16 protein-coding genes are annotated in these 18,612 nt (G+C 41.8%); 2 read left to right on the top strand and 14 right to left on the bottom strand.

Annotated features, from left to right (window positions below; translation table 11 throughout):
- Positions 1 to 5: 5 nt before the first annotated feature.
- Genes NST59_RS14760 through NST59_RS14745 form a run of 4 tightly spaced genes read right to left on the bottom strand, consistent with a single transcriptional unit; the run spans position 6 to position 4,651 of the window.
- A complete protein-coding gene (locus tag NST59_RS14760) occupies positions 6 to 1,484 on the bottom strand; it encodes a Na+/H+ antiporter subunit D (protein ID WP_024425940.1) in 1,479 nt (492 codons plus the stop codon).
- On the bottom strand, positions 1,477 to 1,818 hold the full coding sequence (locus NST59_RS14755) for a Na(+)/H(+) antiporter subunit C (RefSeq protein ID WP_024423316.1): 342 nt from the start codon (positions 1,816 to 1,818) through the stop codon (positions 1,477 to 1,479). The genes NST59_RS14760 and NST59_RS14755 overlap by 8 nt, the downstream gene beginning before the upstream one ends.
- A complete protein-coding gene (locus tag NST59_RS14750) occupies positions 1,818 to 2,249 on the bottom strand; it encodes a Na(+)/H(+) antiporter subunit B (protein WP_039181111.1) in 432 nt (143 codons plus the stop codon). Before NST59_RS14750 ends, NST59_RS14755 begins: the two co-directional genes overlap by 1 nt.
- Positions 2,246 to 4,651, bottom strand: a complete 2,406-nt coding sequence (locus NST59_RS14745) for a Na+/H+ antiporter subunit A (protein ID WP_144490170.1) — start codon at positions 4,649 to 4,651, stop codon at positions 2,246 to 2,248. The genes NST59_RS14750 and NST59_RS14745 overlap by 4 nt, the downstream gene beginning before the upstream one ends.
- Positions 4,652 to 4,870: 219 nt before the next feature.
- Here NST59_RS14745 and NST59_RS14740 point away from each other — a divergent pair, with 219 nt between their 5' ends.
- A complete protein-coding gene (locus tag NST59_RS14740) occupies positions 4,871 to 5,080 on the top strand; it encodes a hypothetical protein (RefSeq protein ID WP_024423313.1) in 210 nt (69 codons plus the stop codon).
- Between the two features lie 76 nt (positions 5,081 to 5,156).
- Here the strand turns inward: NST59_RS14740 and NST59_RS14735 are convergent, their stop codons facing one another.
- From NST59_RS14735 to malK, 7 genes are all read right to left on the bottom strand, one after another.
- Positions 5,157 to 6,494 carry a 2-hydroxycarboxylate transporter family protein gene (locus NST59_RS14735; protein WP_047203307.1) on the bottom strand — a complete coding sequence of 446 codons (1,338 nt, stop codon included), beginning with the start codon at positions 6,492 to 6,494 and terminating at the stop codon, positions 5,157 to 5,159.
- A gap of 176 nt (positions 6,495 to 6,670) precedes the next feature.
- The gene (locus tag NST59_RS14730) at positions 6,671 to 7,630 is read right to left on the bottom strand and encodes an ABC transporter permease (protein WP_024423311.1); all 960 of its coding nucleotides are present in this window, start codon (positions 7,628 to 7,630) and stop codon (positions 6,671 to 6,673) included.
- A complete protein-coding gene (locus tag NST59_RS14725; protein WP_039181102.1) occupies positions 7,631 to 8,677 on the bottom strand; it encodes an ABC transporter permease in 1,047 nt (348 codons plus the stop codon).
- Complete coding sequence (locus NST59_RS14720; protein ID WP_039181099.1) at positions 8,670 to 10,205, bottom strand: ABC transporter ATP-binding protein; 1,536 nt, start codon at positions 10,203 to 10,205, stop codon at positions 8,670 to 8,672. The genes NST59_RS14725 and NST59_RS14720 overlap by 8 nt, the downstream gene beginning before the upstream one ends.
- 159 nt (positions 10,206 to 10,364) lie before the next feature.
- The gene (locus NST59_RS14715) at positions 10,365 to 11,447 is read right to left on the bottom strand and encodes a BMP family lipoprotein (RefSeq protein WP_039181096.1); all 1,083 of its coding nucleotides are present in this window, start codon (positions 11,445 to 11,447) and stop codon (positions 10,365 to 10,367) included.
- A 392-nt stretch (positions 11,448 to 11,839) separates the two neighbouring features.
- Positions 11,840 to 12,547, bottom strand: a complete 708-nt coding sequence (locus NST59_RS14710; RefSeq protein WP_024423307.1) for a response regulator — start codon at positions 12,545 to 12,547, stop codon at positions 11,840 to 11,842.
- Positions 12,540 to 14,138 carry a malate sensor histidine kinase MalK gene (gene malK / locus NST59_RS14705; protein WP_064498103.1) on the bottom strand — a complete coding sequence of 533 codons (1,599 nt, stop codon included), beginning with the start codon at positions 14,136 to 14,138 and terminating at the stop codon, positions 12,540 to 12,542. Before malK ends, NST59_RS14710 begins: the two co-directional genes overlap by 8 nt.
- Before the next feature lie 180 nt (positions 14,139 to 14,318).
- Here malK and NST59_RS14700 point away from each other — a divergent pair, with 180 nt between their 5' ends.
- Entirely contained in the window at positions 14,319 to 14,876 is a 558-nt protein-coding gene (locus tag NST59_RS14700) for a YufK family protein (RefSeq protein ID WP_039181089.1), read from the top strand.
- A gap of 44 nt (positions 14,877 to 14,920) precedes the next feature.
- Here NST59_RS14700 and NST59_RS14695 read toward each other — a convergent pair whose 3' ends face one another.
- From NST59_RS14695 to NST59_RS14685, 3 genes are all read right to left on the bottom strand, one after another.
- Positions 14,921 to 15,331 (bottom strand): thiol-disulfide oxidoreductase DCC family protein, encoded by a 411-nt coding sequence (locus NST59_RS14695; protein WP_268474728.1) that lies wholly within the window; start codon positions 15,329 to 15,331, stop codon positions 14,921 to 14,923.
- Positions 15,332 to 15,349: 18 nt separating this feature from the next.
- Positions 15,350 to 17,251 carry a transglycosylase domain-containing protein gene (locus NST59_RS14690; protein ID WP_047203301.1) on the bottom strand — a complete coding sequence of 634 codons (1,902 nt, stop codon included), beginning with the start codon at positions 17,249 to 17,251 and terminating at the stop codon, positions 15,350 to 15,352.
- A 108-nt stretch (positions 17,252 to 17,359) separates the two neighbouring features.
- The gene (locus NST59_RS14685; protein WP_313902631.1) at positions 17,360 to 18,538 is read right to left on the bottom strand and encodes an MFS transporter; all 1,179 of its coding nucleotides are present in this window, start codon (positions 18,536 to 18,538) and stop codon (positions 17,360 to 17,362) included.
- Between the last annotated feature and the right edge of the window lie 74 nt (positions 18,539 to 18,612).

Here is an 18,612-nt window from a genome sequence, read left to right as displayed (position 1 = left end):
TTCATCTACTCCTTCAGCACAGCTTGAATATATTTTTCTGGTGTAGAGAGCATTTCCGCTGCTTGATTGATATAAGGGGCAATGAACTCTGTCCCTAACCCAATGGCAAGCGATAAGACGACAAGCAGTACGCCAGGATACACCATTCCTTTAATTGACGGCTTTCTTCTTCGCATATCCTGTTCCTCGCCCCAAAATGCGGACATGAAAATCTTCATAATAGAGTAGAGGACAAGGAGACTGGACAGTAAGACCAGGATAGAAAACGTCATGTGTCCAGCAGAAAATCCACCTTCCACAATTTTTAGTTTTCCAACAAAGCCACTCAGCGGCGGAATTCCTGCAAGCGATAAAGCCGATATGAAAAACATCCATCCTAATAGAGGCTGGGATTGAATCAGTCCGCCCATTTTTTTCAGTTGGTTTGTGCCAGCGTACACAAAGAGGGCACCTGCCAGCATAAATAAAGCCCCTTTGATCACCATGTCGTGAATGAGATAATAAATGGCTCCTTGGAGTGATGCAGGTGTGTTGGCTGCAAATCCAAACAAAATGACCCCAACTGCTGTGACAATGTTATAAATCACGATCTTCTGCACATCAGAATAGGCGATTGAGCCAATCACACCGAATATCACCGTCAGTGCGGCAAGCCACGCCATGAGTGTATGGGTGAAGCCTGTATCATGTATAAAAATTAATGTAAAGACTCTGGCAATCGCATATAAGCCAACCTTTGTGAGCAAAGCCCCAAAAAGAGCTGAAATCGCTGCTGGCGGCGCATGATACGATCCTGGCAGCCAGAAATAAAGCGGGAAGATCCCAGCTTTTAAGCCGAATACAATGAGGAACAGGATGGAAATAACAGTGATTAACCCTGTTTGCCCTGATTCAGCTATTTTCACACTTAAATCAGCCATATTGAGCGTACCCGTCACTGCATATAAACAGGCAACTCCGACAATAAATAATGCCGACGAGATGATATTAAACACAATATATTTGAGTGATTCACGAAGCTGAGGCTTTGACCCGCCTAATACAATGAGCATATAAGATGCCATCAGCAGTAATTCAAAGAAGACAAACAGGTTGAATATATCTCCCGTTAAAAAGGCTCCGCTCACGCCAGCTAACAAAAACTGCACACCAGAATAATAGAAGAGCCGCTCTCTTTCTTTCCCAATCGTTTGAAAGGAGAAGAGGACTGTCACAAGCCCGACAACGGAAGCGGTCAGCACAAGGAGTGCAGCAAATTGATCGGCCACAAGGGCAATCCCAAATGGCGCTTTCCAGCCGCCTAAATAAAGGGTTTGTATCCCATTTGTGAAAATCGTTTGAACCAAATATGCATTACATATAATGGCTGAGAGAGATGCCAAGACACTAAAAACTCTTGACAGCATGATGTTTTTATTCATAAAGATCAATAGTGTAGCAGCTAGTAATGGAATTAAAATAGGCAGGATCACGAGATTATTCATGCTGATCATTTCCTCTCATTTGATCCATGTCATCTGTTCGCAGCTCTTGGAAGGCTCGGAAGGCCATGACAAGTAATAAGGATGTCACACCAAAAGCAATGACAATGGCTGTTAAAATTAATGCTTGCGGCAATGGATCTACATAGGATGTGAGCCCCTCTTTTAGAACGGGAGGCGCTCCCTTTTTTAAGCCGCCCATTGTTAAAAGAAGCAAGTGGACGCCGTGACTCAAAACAGCAGTACCGACGATGACCCGCAGAAGGCTTTTTGACAGCATCAAATAGGTCGCCGCCATAAAAATAATTCCGACGATAATAGACATTAGAAATTCCATTATTCCTTCTCTCCAATCATTTGAATAATGGTCATGGTGACACCAACAACGACCAAATACACACCGATATCAAACAGGACGGCTGTTGCCAGTTCTGTTTTTCCTAAAAACGGTAATTGGAAATAATCAAATGCATGTGATAGAAAAGGTGCACCGAATAGAAAGGATCCCATACCTGTCAGGATCGCAACGAGCAAACCGGCTCCAGCTACATAAATAAAGTCAAAGGGTAAAATGCGTCTTACTGTTTTCAGATCATAGGCTAAAAGCAGAAGAACGACAGCCGCAGAACTCATCAGGCCGCCGATGAATCCGCCGCCAGGATTGTTATGCCCCGCAAGAAATAGGTGAAGGGAGAAGAGCAAGATGATGAATGCTGTGATTTTTGTTGTGACTTGCAAAAGCATATCATTCGTATCAATCTTTCTCATCGCCGCACACCTCTCTTCCGTTTTGCTTGTGTTTTTAATAACCCATAAATACCAAGTGCCGCAATGGCGAGCACAGTGATTTCAAAAAGGGTATCAAAGCCCCTGAAATCGACAAGAATGACATTGACAATATTGTCACCGCCAGCAAGTTTGTAGCTGTTTTCAATAAAGTAAGTTGAGATAGTGTCAAGTGACTGCTGACTTGTGGAAGCGAAAGCTAGACAAGTGACAACAACCCCAACACCTAATGAAATGATGAAATTGGTCATTTTGAATCTTCTCGTTTTTTGCTTTAAGCTCAGCTTCGGCAAATGATAGAAGCAAAGCAAAAACAGTGCGACAGAAATCGTTTCAATAATCAGCTGCGTCAGCGCAAGGTCAGGTGCTCTGAAAATCACGAAGAATAATGACAGCGTGTAGCCCATGACACCTAGAGCAATAATAGCTGTTAATCGTGAGCTTGCGAAGACTGTTGCAATCGTCGCCGCCACCATCACAAGTGAAAGAATCACCTCATACGTGCCAATTGAGGCAGCCTGATCTGTTTGAAATGAAAAGGCCTGCTGATAAAACATGACGCCGCCAATGACGATAATCATGAACCCAAACACATAGACAAGATAGTCACGAAGAAAACCAGTCATATAACTGTTGGTCAGGCGGTATGACCCTTTTTCCAAACCGATAAGAGAGCGGTCGTATAAAGCGTTAAATGACCATTTTTCCTTAAAGATGTTGTACATTGGACGCCATTTTGAAAGCGTCAAGTAGCCGATTGTGCCGAGTACAACAACACCTATTGTCATATAGAGCTCTGGCTGGAAGCCATGCCATGCTTCAATCTTCACAGAAAAACGGCTTCCTGTTTCAATCGCTTCAGGAATGATCGCCGCAATTGCGGGTTCGATGACAGAATAGGCAAGAATATTAGGGAAAAAGAAGAAGGTGACCACAAGTGCAGCGAGAATGATTGGCGGAATGAGCATGCCGATCGGTGCTTCATGCGGTTTTTTCTCCAATTGGTCTATATTCAGACGGCCTCTAAAAGTTTTAAAGAGGAGCATCATACTATAAATGAACGTAAAGACACTAGCGAGCCAAGCAAGTGCTGGGATGATAGCACCCCATGTTGAAACGTCCGTAAAACTGATGTCAGAAATTCGTATCATACTTGTGAAAAATAGCTCTTTACTTAAGAAACCGTTAAATGGCGGTAATCCGGCCATTGAAAATGTACCGATTAACGTAATTGTGAAGGTAATCGGCATGATCGTCATTAATCCGCCTAATTTTCGAATGTCACGAGTTCCTGTTTCATGATCGATAATACCAGCTGCCATAAAGAGACTTCCTTTAAACGTAGCATGGTTAATGAGGTGAAAAATAGCTGCAAGAATGGCTGCGCCAAAAAAGGCAGGATTGTTTTCATGAATCGCAGCTGCGCCGACGCCAAGCATGAGCATAATCATGCCGAGCTGACTCACTGTCGAATAGGCCAGAATGGCTTTCAAATCGTTTTGCCGGACGGCGTGGAATGATCCCCAGAATAATGTGACAAGTCCAACGATGGAAATGGTCCAGAACCATACCTCTGATATAGCAAAGATTGGACTGAAGCGGGCAACAAGATAAATACCGGCTTTCACCATCGTAGCAGAATGCAGATAACTGCTCACAGGGGTCGGTGCTTCCATTGCATCAGGCAGCCAGATATAGAATGGGAACTGCGCTGATTTCGTAAAGGCACCTAATAAGATTAGGATCATGGCAGGGATAAAGTAAGGTGATGCCATAATGAGCTGAAGCTGATTGACTGCTTCACGAATACTGAATGAATCAGTAATCAGGTAAATGAGGATGAAGCCACCAAGCATAGCTAATCCGCCAAAAACAGTAATAAGCAGTGATTTCGTTGCCCCATACCTAGAGCGCTCCCGCTTATACCAATACCCAATTAAGAGGAAGGAAGAGATACTCGTTAACTCCCAAAACAAGTATAGAACCACCATGTTGTCAGAAAGAACGACACCCAGCATCGCGGTCATAAACATGAGCAAATACGTGTAGAAAGAGCCAAGCTGTTCTTTTTCCTTTGATAAGTAGAAAATACTGTACAGCACCACAAGTGCGCCGATACCTGTAATTAATAAAGCAAATAACAGGCTGAGACCATCGACATACACAGTGAAATTCATCCCTAAAGATGGAATCCATTCAGCCTGTGAGAAAAGCGTTCGTCCATTCGAAGTGATATGTAACATTTGGATGAAATAGGTAAATAAAAGAATCGGCAAGATGAGAACAAACCATCCTGTATGTATACGCTTCACATATTTGTAAAGGAAAGGTACAACAAAAGCGAGTAAAAAAGGTGATAGGATGGCGAAGTGAATAAGCTGCAAGAAAATGAACCTCCTTTGATCAATATAAATTCACGTTCTAAAGAACTGGTAATTAAAATTATAGCGTAAATACAGCCATAGTGCATTGGTTTGAAACGATTTCAAGCAAACTATATTTGTTTTAGGTTCTTTTGACCACAAAAATAATTTTATCAAAAATGACACTCATTGTATATTGTTTTGTTTTTCGTACATGCTTTTCTTAAAGGAGCTGATCAAATGAAACGAAAGATCGCCATCAGCTTAAGCCTATTCTGCACGATTTTAGGAGGAGCATTCTTGATTGACCGAAATGATCAAAAAAGGTGGCAGGCCGGGAGTGAATGGCCGCTATTTTCTGAGCATCTTCTTCACATGAGCTATCAAGAAACCAAGCTGTATCCTTTTCAGCCCAGGGAATATTTACGAATTGTATTAGCTGATGAATAAGAGATCCTATAGGAGAAAAGAAATATAAAAAAAGCATGGGCCCATGTGAGAGCTCATGCTTTTTATGTGTGGTAGTTTAACTAAACATTCTGAGTAAGATCGTTGCACAGATAACAGTTGCTGCTCCGCCAAGTCGTGTAGATACTTGTGCGAAAGGCATAAGACCCATTCTTCCAGAAGCTGAAAGAATGGCAACATCACCAGTACCGCCAAGTCCACTGTGACAGCCAGTGACAATAGCAGATTCGACTGGATACATGTTCATTAGTTTTCCAACGAAGTAACCAGAACCAACCATTGCGAGTACAACAGCGATACATACGCATACGAATGGAATTGAGATGACAGTTGCTACATCATCAAGTGGAATGTATAGAATACCAAGACCAACCATTAGCGGCCATGTAAAACTTCTTGATACAAACTTGTAGAACTGCTGTGAGCCATTTTGAAGATGCTGAGGCATCACGTTTAAGTATTTGATTAAAGCAGCAAGAACAATCATTAAGATTGGACCTGGAATATGAACAAAGCTTTCTAACAAACCACCAAAGATGAAGGTTGTACAAGCAACGAGTACACCAGCACCCATTAACCCGAAATCAACTTTTGCATCCATATCTGGCTGTTCGAAAATTTCGTTTGCTTCTTTAGATTTCACAAGACGGCCATTCCCATTCAGTTCAGGACGTTTCTCACCAAGCTTCTTCATTGCGCCAGCACAGATAATGGCAATGACGTTCCCAATGACAGCCGCAGGAATTAATTGAGAAATTAATGACTCTGCTGATACACCAAGAATTTGTGAATAAGCGATAGATAATGGCAAAATCCCTTCTCCAACACCACCGGCAATAATCGGTACAATAATAAAGAAGAATGAATGATGCGGTGTGTAACCAACTAAAAGGCCAACAAGGATACCAGCACTCACAGCTGCAATTGTACCTGCAACTAGAGGGACAAACATACGAATAAGGCCTTGTACTAAAACAGTTCGCTGCATGCCAAGAATACTTCCTACTACAAGAGCAGAAATATAGAAGTAAAGGAAGTTCGACGTTTTCATCAGAGACGTAACCGCTTCCAATGAGTTCGGATTTAGAACATTAAAAAAGACCAGGAACGATGGTACGAATAAAGAAAGAATCGCCGGTCCACCAATATCTTTTAAGATTGGAATACGTTGTCCTACATCTCCAAGGAAAATCCCCAAAATCATAATAACAGCGAAACCACCAAGCATATTTGCTGGAATTTTATTAAAATAAGCGGCAGTTAAAATAATCGCTGCAAGTACTAAATACACAGGTAGATCAATAACACCAATTTTCCAAGACATGATCTTACGGAAAACGCTTTTATTATTGTCAGAATCGTCTGTAATCGATTTCAATTGTTGTGCATTAGCCACATAAACACCCCCAAATGCTATTTGTCTCAATTGTAGAAGATTCTGTGACACTCATCTATTTATTAAACTAAAATAAGTGTAATAAAAGTAAAATAAACAGGAGTTTTTGAGTTTTTTATCATACAAAAATCCCCTGAAGGTAGTTTGTCCTTCAGGGGATTGATCATACATCGTATTTATCGTTTTCCTTTTAAATAAGGTGTACCAAGTGCTTTCGGTGCATCGGCACGTCCGATGAAGCCAGTAAGTGCTAAAATGGTGAGCACATATGGTGCTATGAGCATATACACATTCGGTATATCTTGGAACAGCGGCAGGAGAGAACCAATGATGCTTAAACTTTGAGCAAATCCAAAGAATAAAGCAGCTCCCATTGCGCCGAATGGATGCCATTTACCGAATACAAGCGCAGCTAGTGCGATAAAGCCTTGTCCAGTAATGGTGGCATGGGAGAAATCAAGCGCGATCGTTGAGGCATAAACAGCCCCGCCAAGACCGCCAAACAGTCCACTAATGAAGACAGCGATATAACGCATCCGGTACACTTTGATTCCCATTGTATCTGCTGCCATTGGATGCTCTCCAACTGCACGAAGACGAAGACCAAATGGCATTTTAAATAAAACAAACCATGCAACCACCGCAAGGGCTAAAGCAAGTATGGACGTATAATAAACATCTTTAAAGAAAATATCACCAATGATCGGAATGTCACTTAAAAGGGGAATATCTCCTTTATAGAAAGGTTCTGTAATTTTATCAGTTTGTGCTTTTCCGTAAATCAGTTTTACGACAAACAATGTAGCGCCAAGTGCCAGCATGTTAATGGCCACACCACTGACCGTTTGATCAGCTCGGAAGGTAATGGTCGCGACTGCATGAATCAGTGAGAACAATCCGCCAACGGCCATTCCAACGAGAAGCCCAAGCCACGGGGTCAAGGCTCCAAACGTATCAGCAAAAAATAAGTTAAAGATAATACTGGAAAATGCTCCGACGACCATCAAACCTTCAAGACCGATATTGACAACACCTGATCTTTCTGAAAAGACGCCTCCAAGAGCGGTTAAAATAAGTGGTGCAGCATAAACAAGTGTAGCTGGGACGATGATTTCAAGTATTTGCAGAAATCCCACTTATTTTCCCCCCTTTTTCTTCATTTGTTGAATCACAAGACGAATAATATAGCTTGAGGCGACGAAAAGAATGATGATCGCAATGACAATATCAACAACCTCAGTCGGTACGCCTGATTCAAGCGGCATATTTAATGCACCGACCTTCAATCCACCAAGCAATAATGCAGCAAGGACAACACCAACAGCCGTATTTCCACCTAATAAAGCGACAGCAATTCCATCAAAACCTACGCCAGTAAACGAGCCTTTAATAGAGGCATATTCAAATGTACCAAGACCTTCCATAGCGCCTGCAAGACCTGCAAAAGCACCTGAAATGAGCATCGCATAAATGATATTGCGGCGAACGTTCATGCCAGCATATTGTGATGCCTGCTGATTCATTCCAACAGCCCGTAACTCAAACCCTTTAGAAGTTTTTTGAATAATGACCCACATCACGACCGCCGCAATAATGGCAACAAAAATACCGTTATGCATCCGGGAGAAATCAGTGATCTGCTCAAAAAATCCAGAGCGAAGAGAGGCAGTGGCATCGATTTTATCTGTTTTATCTTTATTATCTGTTAAGACATTTGAGATTAAATAGTTTGTGACATGAAGGGCAATGTAGTTCATCATGATGGTGACAATGACCTCATGCACATAAAAACGAGCTTTTAAAAATCCGGGAATAAAGCCCCATAAAGCACCTGCAGCAGCTGCGGTGATGAGTGCAAGCGGCAGATGAATATACATAGGTGCATGGACAGTTGTTCCAATCCATACAGCAGCTACCCAGCCAACAAGCATTTGACCTTCGACACCGATATTAAACAGGCCTGTCCGAAATGCAAAGGCAACAGCAAGACCTGATAAAATATAAGGTGTCACTTGCCTGATGGTTTCTCCCATATAATAGGTTTCACCGAAAACGCCATTCCAAAGGGCGCCATAGCCTTCGATGACACTATAACCGCTTGCCAGCATAATAATGGCCCCAACCAAAAGACCAAGTACAATGGCTATAAGCGGAATCAGCAGATTTGTTAAGCGATTAGACATTTGCTTCTTTCCCCACTTCCTGTTGCGTACTTCCAGCCATTAATAGGCCAAGCTCTTGCTCTGTTGTTTCTTTTGGATCAACAATGGCCACAATGCTGCCTTCGAAAATGACAGCGATCTTATCACTAACATTGATAATTTCATCAAGCTCAAAGGAGATGAGCAAAACGGCTTTGCCAGAGTCTCTTTGCTCAATGAGACGTTTATGAACAAATTCAATCGCACCAACATCAAGTCCTCGTGTCGGCTGAGCGGCAATTAATAAATCAGGATTGCGGTCCACTTCACGGCCGATAATGGCTTTTTGCTGGTTACCGCCTGACAGGGCGCGCGCTTCTGTATATTCACTCGGTGTTCTGACGTCATACTCCGCAATGATTCGTTTTGCCTTTTGATAAATATTCTTCATATTCAATAAGCCGAATTTTGAATAAGGACGCTGATAATACGTTTGTAAGGAAATGTTTTCTCCAATTGAAAAATCGAGTACAAGTCCATGTTTATGACGGTCCTGAGGAATATGTCCAATCCCAGATTCGGTCACTTTACGAGGCGGGAGATTTTGAATGGCTTTCCCGTTTAGCATGATCGTGCCAGATTCTGATTTTTTTAGACCGGTAATGGCTTCAATTAATTCAGACTGGCCATTGCCGTCTACCCCAGCAATTCCAACAATTTCGCCAGCCTTTACTGAGAGGTTTAACTGTTTGACCGCTTCAATTCCTCTGGCGTCTTTTACTGTGAGGTCTTGAATTTGAAGAACTTCCTCAGCAGGAGAAGCAGCTTTTTTGTCTGTTTTAAATGACACTTCACGACCAACCATGAGGCTTGCAAGTTCGTCTTTATTTGTGCTTTCCACATCAAGTGTACGAATACCTTGACCTTTTCGGATAATGGTCACGCGATGACAGGCATCCATAATTTCTTTCAGCTTATGGGTGATTAAAATAATGGATTTGCCTTCATTGATTAAGTTTTTCATGATTTGTATGAGTTCTTTGATTTCTTGAGGTGTTAAAACGGCCGTTGGTTCGTCGAAGATCAAAATGTCAGCGCCGCGGTAAAGTGTTTTTAAGATTTCTGCACGTTGCTGCATACCGACAGAGATGTCAGATACTTTTGCGGCAGGATCTATTTTCAAACCATAGCGGTCAGAAAGTTCTTGTACTTGCTGTATGGCTTGCTCTTTGTCAATCTTTCCAAACTTCTTTGGCTCTTTACCTAAAATGATGTTTTCAGCGACAGTGAAGGTATCGACAAGCATAAAGTGCTGATGCACCATTCCGATGCCTAAATCACTAGCATCATTTGGACTAGAGATGGTCACGGGTTTTCCGTGTACCTTGATTTCACCTTTTTCAGGCTGGTACAGTCCGAAAAGCACGTTCATGAGCGTTGATTTTCCAGCGCCGTTTTCACCAAGCAGCGCATGAATTTCGCCCTTTTTTAGCTGCAGCGTAATGTTGTCGTTTGCTACAATGCCAGGGAATTCTTTGCGTATATTCAACATTTCAATGACATAATCCACAGGTTTAACCGCTCCTTTTTTAGGGTGCTGATGAAGATAAAAACTAGCAAAAGAAAAGCTGCAAAACGAGGCTGCAGCTTTTCTTTTACCACCTTTTACGAATAAAGAGGAGGTAAAGGAGAGGCAAGGGGATAAGGCGCGCTTATCCCGATGCTCAAATTAAGCTTTAAAATCTTTTAATTCATCACGTGTTGCAGGAATTTTGATTTCGCCCTTGATGATTTTTTGTTTCCATTCTTCCACTTTCTTTAATACATCTTTATCAAGGTTTTCCTTAGATGGAGAGATGTCAAGAGCGCCTTCTTTCAGACCGTATGTGATCACTTCGCCGCCAGGGAACTTACCATCTTTTGCTTTCGTTGTTAAGTCTTGTACCGCTGTGTCTACTTTCTTAACCATAGAAGTAAGAGTGACACTTTGTTTTGTTCCAGGTACTTTTCCTTCGTCATACTGGTCTTTATCTACACCGATGACCCAAACTTTACGGTTAGGATCCGCTTTTTTCAGGTTTTTCGCTTCTGTGAAGACACCAGTTCCAGTGCCGCCAGCAGCATGATAGATGATGTCGACGCCAGATTTGTACATGCTTTCAGCTGTTGCTTTACCGATGTCAGCCTTATCGAATGCACCAGCATATTTCACTTCAACTTTTGCTTTCGGGTTAGCAGCTTCAACACCTGCACGGAAACCGACTTCGAATTTTCTGACTAATTCAGAATCAACGCCGCCGACAAAACCAATTTTGTTTGATTTTGTTGTAAGAGCAGCCGCAACACCCACAAGGAATGATCCTTCGTTTTCGTTAAACACGATGCTGGCCACGTTGTCTTTTTTCACGACTGCATCAACGATAGCAAAGTGGTTTTTCTTACGTTGATCCGCAATTTCAGATATAGCATCTTCCATTAAGAAACCAATTCCGTAAATGAGATCGAATTTCTCACGAGCAAGTGTGTTTAAGTTTGTTGTATAGTCAGCATCTGATTTAGATTGTAAGTAATCAAAGCCGTTTTTACCTTTTTTTAGATTGTTGTCTTTCCCAAATGCTTGTAAACCTTCCCAAGCTGATTGGTTAAACGATTTGTCATCGACACCACCGACATCAGTTACCATTGCAACAGTGAATTGATCTTTATCTTTTTTGCTTTCACCGCTGTTTGAGCCAGAGTTGCCGCATGCTCCAAGGATGGTTCCTGCTGCTACGACTAAGGACAATGCTAGTCCAATTTTGCGCTTCTTCAAAACATAACCCCCTATAAAATTTAAAAGTTTCAGAAAAGTCTCGCGAAAAAAGACCGATCTATCTTCTTCTCACCCTAAAGAGGGTATTTTATCCTGCTTTCTCATGAAACTTATGGAGGACAGGAGAGAAGATGTAAGACATCAGACTTATATCTCGTTGAACTAATCAATCATAATTTATCATTTCCCATCGAATAAATAAATAGAAATTTGTTTTATTTTTAAAAAAATGTTAAATGGCTTTATTTGATGTCTTTTTATCTGCTGAAATATGATATAATGCCGCTTTTGTGATGTGCTCTATTACAGTAGAATCACTGATATCAAGGGGTTTGTTACATCGTATGCCATAAAAAAACATCTGGCCTTTCGTGAAGGTCAGATGTAACAGTTTAAAGATATTGCTGAATCAAATTCATATTGCTCGTGTTCAGTTTATATTGGAAAACAGGACGTCCAATTGTCCCATAAGCCATTTCAACATCCACCACTTCGATGTCCTCAAGGAATTTCAAATATTTTCTAATGGAGACTTGAGAGATTTCTGTATGATTGGCTAGGTCTTCGGTCGTGAAAGCCTGCTGACCAAATGATTGAATGCTTGTCCATATGAGTTTGAGTGTGCTTTTGGTCAGGCCTTTTGGCAGGAGGACTTTTTCCGCCTCTGCTTTTTTATGAAAAAGCTTCGCGTCTAAATCATTTTGCGAAATGCTGTTCATGGATTGATACAGGGCGTGTTTCCGTTTATACTCTGCCAGTGCTGATTGGAATCGTTCGAACTCAAAAGGTTTGATTAAATAATCAACCGCTCCGTTTCGCATCGTTTGCTGAACAACGTCCACTTCATTTGCAGCCGAAATGACAATGACATCAACGGCATGATTTTGCTGGCGAATTTCTGTTAGTAATGCCAGCCCATTTTGACCTGGCATATAAATATCGAGCAGTACGAGGTGAATGACTTCTGTTTTTAACACTTCAAGCGCCTGCTGAAAAGAGGTGGCAATCCCCTTTAACTCAAAGCCATCGATTTGGGTCAGGTAGCGTTTGTTCAGCTCCCCAACCATTGGATCATCTTCTACTATTAACACATTAATCATGTGAATCCTCCTTTTGTTTATACGGAATGCGGAGACTAAAGGTCGTTCCTTCTCCTTTTTCACTCGTGACAATCATATGTCCATTCAATTTCTTGATGCTTTGGTCAACGAAGTAGAGTCCGAAACCTCGGTCTTCTCCTTTAGTTGAAAAGCCTTGATCAAACATGATGTCTTGTTCTTCTTTTGTGAGACCAACACCTGTGTCCGTGATTTCAATGTGAAGCTGTTCCTGAACGTATCTGAAGGAGATCGAGATGTTTTTCGTCTCAGTATGTGAAACCGCATCGAGGGCATTATTTAACAGGTTGCCAATCACGGTAATGAGGTCATGCGTCACTGCTGGGTCCTCCGTATTTGGCACTTGTGTGCTGCAAATAACCTCTAAGGAAGCGCCTTGTTCCCTGATATAGCTTTGTTTTCCTAGTAAAAATCCTGCTAAAACAGAGTTTTTCACATGGTTGATGATTTCATTTGTTTCCGTTTGCTGATAAATGGCAATATCTTTGATGTAAGTGCCAAGGTCATCGTAGTTTTTGAGCTGGACCAAACCTAAAATGACATGAAGCTTGTTCATAAATTCATGTGACTGGGCACGGAGGGCATTCGCATACATTTTGACCCCGCTAAGCTGCTCAGCCAGGTGTTTGACTTCTGTTTTGTCACGGAAGGTGGCGATGGCCCCGACAATCTCATCATTTACTGTAATTGGTACTTCATTAAAAACGAGCTCCAGTCCATTCATTCTCACGTCACGATCAAGCAGCGGCTTGCGTGTTTCAATGACCTGTTTTAAGCCGCTTGAAGGGAGGAGAGTTTGAACATCTTGTTCTCTAGGATCAACCATAATGCCCATATTATGAAAGAGTCGTTTTGCCTCTGCATTGGCCAGCTTAATTTTACCGTGCTGATCGACGGCAAGAATCCCTTCTTTTGTTGATTCTAGCATGGCACTTCGTTCTTTTAGCAATGTGGCAATCTCATCCGGCTCAAGTCCAAACATAATCTTCTTCACTTTTCTTGCCACAATGAGTGCCCCGATGATGCCAGATAGGAGGCTGAGTGATGTGACGAAGTAGAGTGGAAGTAAGCTTTGATGAATAATCAAGTCAATTTCCTTTAACGTAATCCCTACGGCCACAGCCCCGAGCTGCTTACCATTTTGATCATAAACAGGAACAAAAGCACGCATGGATCTGCCGAGTGTTCCAGAAGCCGTACTAATATGTTCTTTTCCCTGTAATGCTGCTTTTTCATCACCGCCAGCAAACCGTTTCCCAATCTTCTGCGGATTCGGGTGTGTTTTGCGGATACCTTTCATATCCATGACGACAACGAATTCGGTTTTGGTGATTTGTTGAACATTTGTTGTATATTTTCGTAATGCTGAATATGAATGATCTTCTAATGATTGTGCTGTGATCGGTGCCTCTGCGACCATTTTGGCAGTAGAGAGAGCAATGTCACGCTCCTGCTGATGAATGTTCTTGGCTGTTTCCGACCATATCGTAAAGAATGTGATACAAAGGGAGATCAGGACAACGATACACACAAAGATCGTCAGCCGTGTTTGCAGTCTTAAAGTTTTTTTCACGAGTATACCCCTAACATTTTTTCGTAACAGTAATACTTTAACGGGAAAATGTAAGTTTGTGAAGGAATGTACGTGCAAAATCATAAATTTGATTTTGCTGTCAGTTTACTTTGAAAGCATCTTGTCAATCCGTTTTAAGTGAGCCATAATAAATGTGAGCTTATGAGAAAGGAACTATTTATGAAAAATACATATTTGACTGGATATTTTCCGCTGATTTCAATCTTACTATTCAGCTCTGCTTTTTCGATTTTTACAGTAGGTATCACAACTGATTTCTTGACTCAAGCAGGTATTTTAAAAGGAATGCTGGAATTTTTCTCAGAACAGGGCATCCGTCTTGCTCTTTTTGCCGCTTTTGCACTTGTTTATTTTATGATCTTATCTGCCTTAAAACTGATTGCAGATACGGTATTAGAGCTGGCGTTACTCTTTTTCGCTAAGGACCCTGAAGGGGAGAACTTAAAAAAAATTCGGATTGCATCCGTTGTTTATTTATTTGCCAGCTTGCTTGCATTTCTGTTGACGCAGCAGCTCATTCTGCTAGTCGGACTTTTTGCATTAGCAAGTCTTGTCTATTTTATCTGGGTTGTGGTTCGCATTTATCAATCGCTTAATATGCTGAATTTGATTGGATTTATGATGTTTATTCTGCTGTTTTGGGCGACGTTTTTGATCGGTATTTTGTACTTATTTATTAAGCTTTATAACAGTGTGATGGCAAGTCTGCCTTCGTAAGCAGACAAAGAAAGCATCCTCCTATCATTGGAGGATGCTTTTTTTTATGAAAGAAACCGCTTTTGAATATCTGGTGTAGGCATCATACAAGATGTTTTTTGACCAAACCATTTGTAGCGATTTTTTGCAATCAGCTCATAAAACCAATCACGGATTGGGCGAGGTATGGCAAGGAGTAAAAAGCTCCATCTGTAGATCCCTTTTAAATGCCGCGCGGCTTTTAAGATGCCTGTTGACTTCGTATAAAGGGTCCCTTTTTCAATATAAATGAATGAATTGAACTCTTCTAAAGGCAAACCGTTTTCCTTTAAGATACGTTGTCCTGTATCTGATTGTAATGAAGCGAACATCATCCGTTCTTTCGGATCGCGCTTAATCACAAATTGAACAGCGCCGCTGCACACGTTGCAGACACCGTCAAATAAAATTAAATGGGATGGATGTGTTGAATGCATCGCAATCAAACCTCCTGTTTATCTGGCGTATTGCATCGTATTTTTCCAAATACGTAAGTGCGGGCTTGAACGATAAATCGATTCAACCGTTCCTCTATCTCTTCCGACCCAGACACCCATTGTGTACTGATCTGTCAGTCCCACAAACCAAATATCTTTGTAGTCATTGGATGTCCCTGTTTTACCACCGATATAAGGGGCATTGAAATTCGCTTTTTTCCCTGTTCCACTTTTTACAACGGAGGAAAGCAGCTTACGCATCGTTTCATTTGTCCGCTGAGAATATACTTGCTTTGGCGACTCTTTCCACTTGTAAAGGGTCTTGCCGTTTAAGTCTGTCACTTTTGTGATCGAATGACTTTGTGTGTAGGCTCCTTGGTTGCCAAAAACGGTGTACGCATCTGTTATTTCTAGCGGTGAGAAGCCTTTCGTAAATCCGCCAAGTGCAGAAGGAAGGCGGTAATCATCTGCTACGATATGCTCGAATGAGAACTTCTCTAAATAGCTGAAGCCTTTTTTGACACCTACTGTATCCAGCATTCGGATCGCAGGGGTATTGTAAGAATTTTTAAAGGCTGTTTCAAGTGTGACTGTTCCATACGTTTTATGATTATAGTTCTGCGGGCAGTATCCGCTGCTGCAAAACTTGCCGGCACTGATAGTGCTTGAAGCCGTTGCACCGGTTTGATCAATATAAGGCGCATAGTCTAAAAGCGGCTTAATCGCAGAACCAGGCTGTCTTTGCGCTTGATAAGCATAGTTAAAATCAAATTTCTTATAATTTTTCCCGCCAGCAAGTGCAACAATTTGATGCGTTTCATGATTAATGACGGCTGATCCACCTTCGACCCCTTGGTAAGGCAATTGAGCATTGAGCTGATAGACAGCTCTTTGCTGTAAGGAAGGGTCAAGCGCCGTATAAATCTTCACGCCATCCTGGAGCAGAGCACTGACCTTTTCAGATAATTCTTTTTGAATTGCCTTTTTTGCTTCAGCCGTTTTGGCCTTCTTCAATCGTTTTGTAAAGCCCTCCTGATCAGACACAAGATCGGTAAACTCTTCATTGGCATATGTCACATAGTCAGGGTAAAGGTTTTTCTTTTCACTTAAGGATAGACTGATTTTTTCTTTGACGGCTTTTTTGTATTGCTTTTTGGTGATGACGCCATCTTTCTTCAAAATACCAAGCAGTCGTTCTTGGCGTTTCTTTGTGTGCTTGAACTGTTTTAATGGGTCATACAGTGTTGGGTTGTTTGGAATAGCAGAGATAAATGCCATTTGTGCGAGTGTTAAAGAACTAAGCGGCTTATCAAAATAGTAATTAGCCGCAGAACCGACACCGTAAACACCATTACTGAAATAAATCGTATTTAAATAGCTTTCGAGAATTTCATCTTTCGAGAATTTCCGCTCAAGTTCATAGGAATAGAGCAGCTCTGTAAACTTTCGGCTGAACGAACGTTCATGGCTTAAATATAAGTTACGGGACAGCTGCTGTGTGATCGTACTCGCTCCTTGGCTGATGCCATGGTTTTTGACGTTTGCAGCAAGGGCACGAACCACCCCCATAAAGTCAATGCCTTTATGGTCATAGAAGTTGCGGTCCTCTGATCGGAGGAACAGCTCCTTCACAGGTTCAGGAATTTTATCGTATTTCACGAACACTCGGTTCTCATCGTTTGAGACGATCTCGGAGATGAGAGAACCATCCCGGTCATACATATAACTGTTTTGGGAAAAATCTATCTTTTCCAGCTTGATTTTTTGATCAAGCACTTCGTTAACAGGCTTTACACTTGCAGCTTCTTCCTTTGATAGATAAAAAGTCAGAGCAAATAATGGGATGAGGGCAGCAAGTAATAACCAACCAATGATTGCACGAAACATGAGGTCACTCACTTTCTTCAATTTTCTAGCCATATCGTACCATTCTTTTGCGAATACGAGAAGGTTATTTTTAGAAAAGAATGGGCGTGAAGTCTAGTGAATAAGGCTTTTCTGAAAGAAAAAAAGAGTGTCTGAAGATGATCAGACACTCCTTTCCTTTGTCTTCGCATGCGAGCGGACCACCCATAAAAATAAAGCGCCAAACAGAAAAATGCCGGCAGTGACATAAAAGACAGCTGGAATCCCGTAATGACTCGCCACAATGCCGCCGATTACCGGACCGACGACATTCCCAAGAAAGCGGAAGCTGACATTGTATCCGAGCACTTCCCCTTGCATAGAAGTAGGTGCTTTGATCCGAATATACGCCGTCGTACACGGAATAATGCCGCCAAGTGCCATGCCGTATAGGAAACGGAAAATGACTAACATCACGTACGAATCCGCCATCGCTTGCGGGATGAATAAAATAGAGGAGAGGATGAGAAGGGCAAGCAGCACCTTGTCATGACCAATTCGATCTCCGAGATCTCCCCATTTTCGCGTAAACAGCAAATTGCCAAGTCCAGTTGCAGAAAATGCAAGCCCCGCATAAAAAGCGAGATTGACAGGACCATGTAAATCATGAATGTATAAAGCCAAAAGCGGCTGAATGCTAAAGTTCCCTACTTGTGTAATAAACGTTAAAAGCATCGTGACTATAAGTAAAGGCTGTTTGAAAATGTGAAAGAGTACATCCTTCCGTGAGTAAGAAACACGCTTTGCTTCTTTTGACCGGATCGGCTGTTCCTTCACTCCGAAGATAATCACAATAGCTGACACATAAATGACAGCCGCTGTGAGGAAAAACGTATAAATAAATCCGACGCTGTCTGCCATGAATCCGCCCATTAATGGACCAAACAATCCTCCGGCGACATTACTCATCTGCATCGTTCCAAGGGTTTTACCGGCAGTTGCCTTTTCGGTCTGTGCAGAAATCAGTGCCATGGAAGTCGAGATAAAGCCTGTGACAAGCCCCATGAAGAGCCTTAATGCGAATAGCTGATACACGGTGTGCACAAGCCCCATTAATAGAATACTTGTGGCGATGCCAATACCGTTAATTAATAATATCTTTTTATAGCCATGCCGGTCGCCAATCCGCCCCCAAATTGGAGAGATCAGGAAGGCCGTTAAAAACGTGACCCCAAAGACATAGCCGCTCCATCTTTGAACAAATTCATTTGAATAGCTGCTATCAAGAGATTCTATGTAAAGTGATAAAAAAGGGACGATCATTGTAATGCTCGCAGATACAAAAAAGTTCACAAACCACATGATGTACAAGTTTTTCTTCCTGTTTGTGATAGAGACCACCTTCTTTATTTATTTCGTGTTCCTTAATAATTATA

This window comes from Bacillus sp. FSL R5-0439, assembly GCF_038008805.1.
Lineage (GTDB): Bacteria > Bacillota > Bacilli > Bacillales > Bacillaceae > Bacillus > Bacillus safensis.
This window is presented reverse-complemented; position numbering and strand designations above follow the sequence as displayed.

Excerpts from the sequence above, each read along its gene's own strand:
- NST59_RS14690 (WP_047203301.1), bottom strand. The coding sequence starts at position 17,251 with ATGGCTAGAAAATTGAAGAAAGTGAGTGACCTCATGTTTCGTGCAATC.
- NST59_RS14755 (WP_024423316.1), bottom strand. The coding sequence starts at position 1,818 with ATGGAATTTCTAATGTCTATTATCGTCGGAATTATTTTTATGGCGGCG.
- NST59_RS14685 (WP_313902631.1), bottom strand. The coding sequence starts at position 18,538 with ATGTGGTTTGTGAACTTTTTTGTATCTGCGAGCATTACAATGATCGTC.
- NST59_RS14700 (WP_039181089.1), top strand. The coding sequence starts at position 14,319 with ATGAAAAATACATATTTGACTGGATATTTTCCGCTGATTTCAATCTTA.
- NST59_RS14750 (WP_039181111.1), bottom strand. The coding sequence starts at position 2,249 with ATGAGAAAGATTGATACGAATGATATGCTTTTGCAAGTCACAACAAAA.
- NST59_RS14740 (WP_024423313.1), top strand. The coding sequence starts at position 4,871 with ATGAAACGAAAGATCGCCATCAGCTTAAGCCTATTCTGCACGATTTTA.
- NST59_RS14695 (WP_268474728.1), bottom strand. The coding sequence starts at position 15,331 with ATGCATTCAACACATCCATCCCATTTAATTTTATTTGACGGTGTCTGC.
- NST59_RS14760 (WP_024425940.1), bottom strand. The coding sequence starts at position 1,484 with ATGAATAATCTCGTGATCCTGCCTATTTTAATTCCATTACTAGCTGCT.
- NST59_RS14710 (WP_024423307.1), bottom strand. The coding sequence starts at position 12,547 with ATGATTAATGTGTTAATAGTAGAAGATGATCCAATGGTTGGGGAGCTG.
- NST59_RS14725 (WP_039181102.1), bottom strand. The coding sequence starts at position 8,677 with ATGTCTAATCGCTTAACAAATCTGCTGATTCCGCTTATAGCCATTGTA.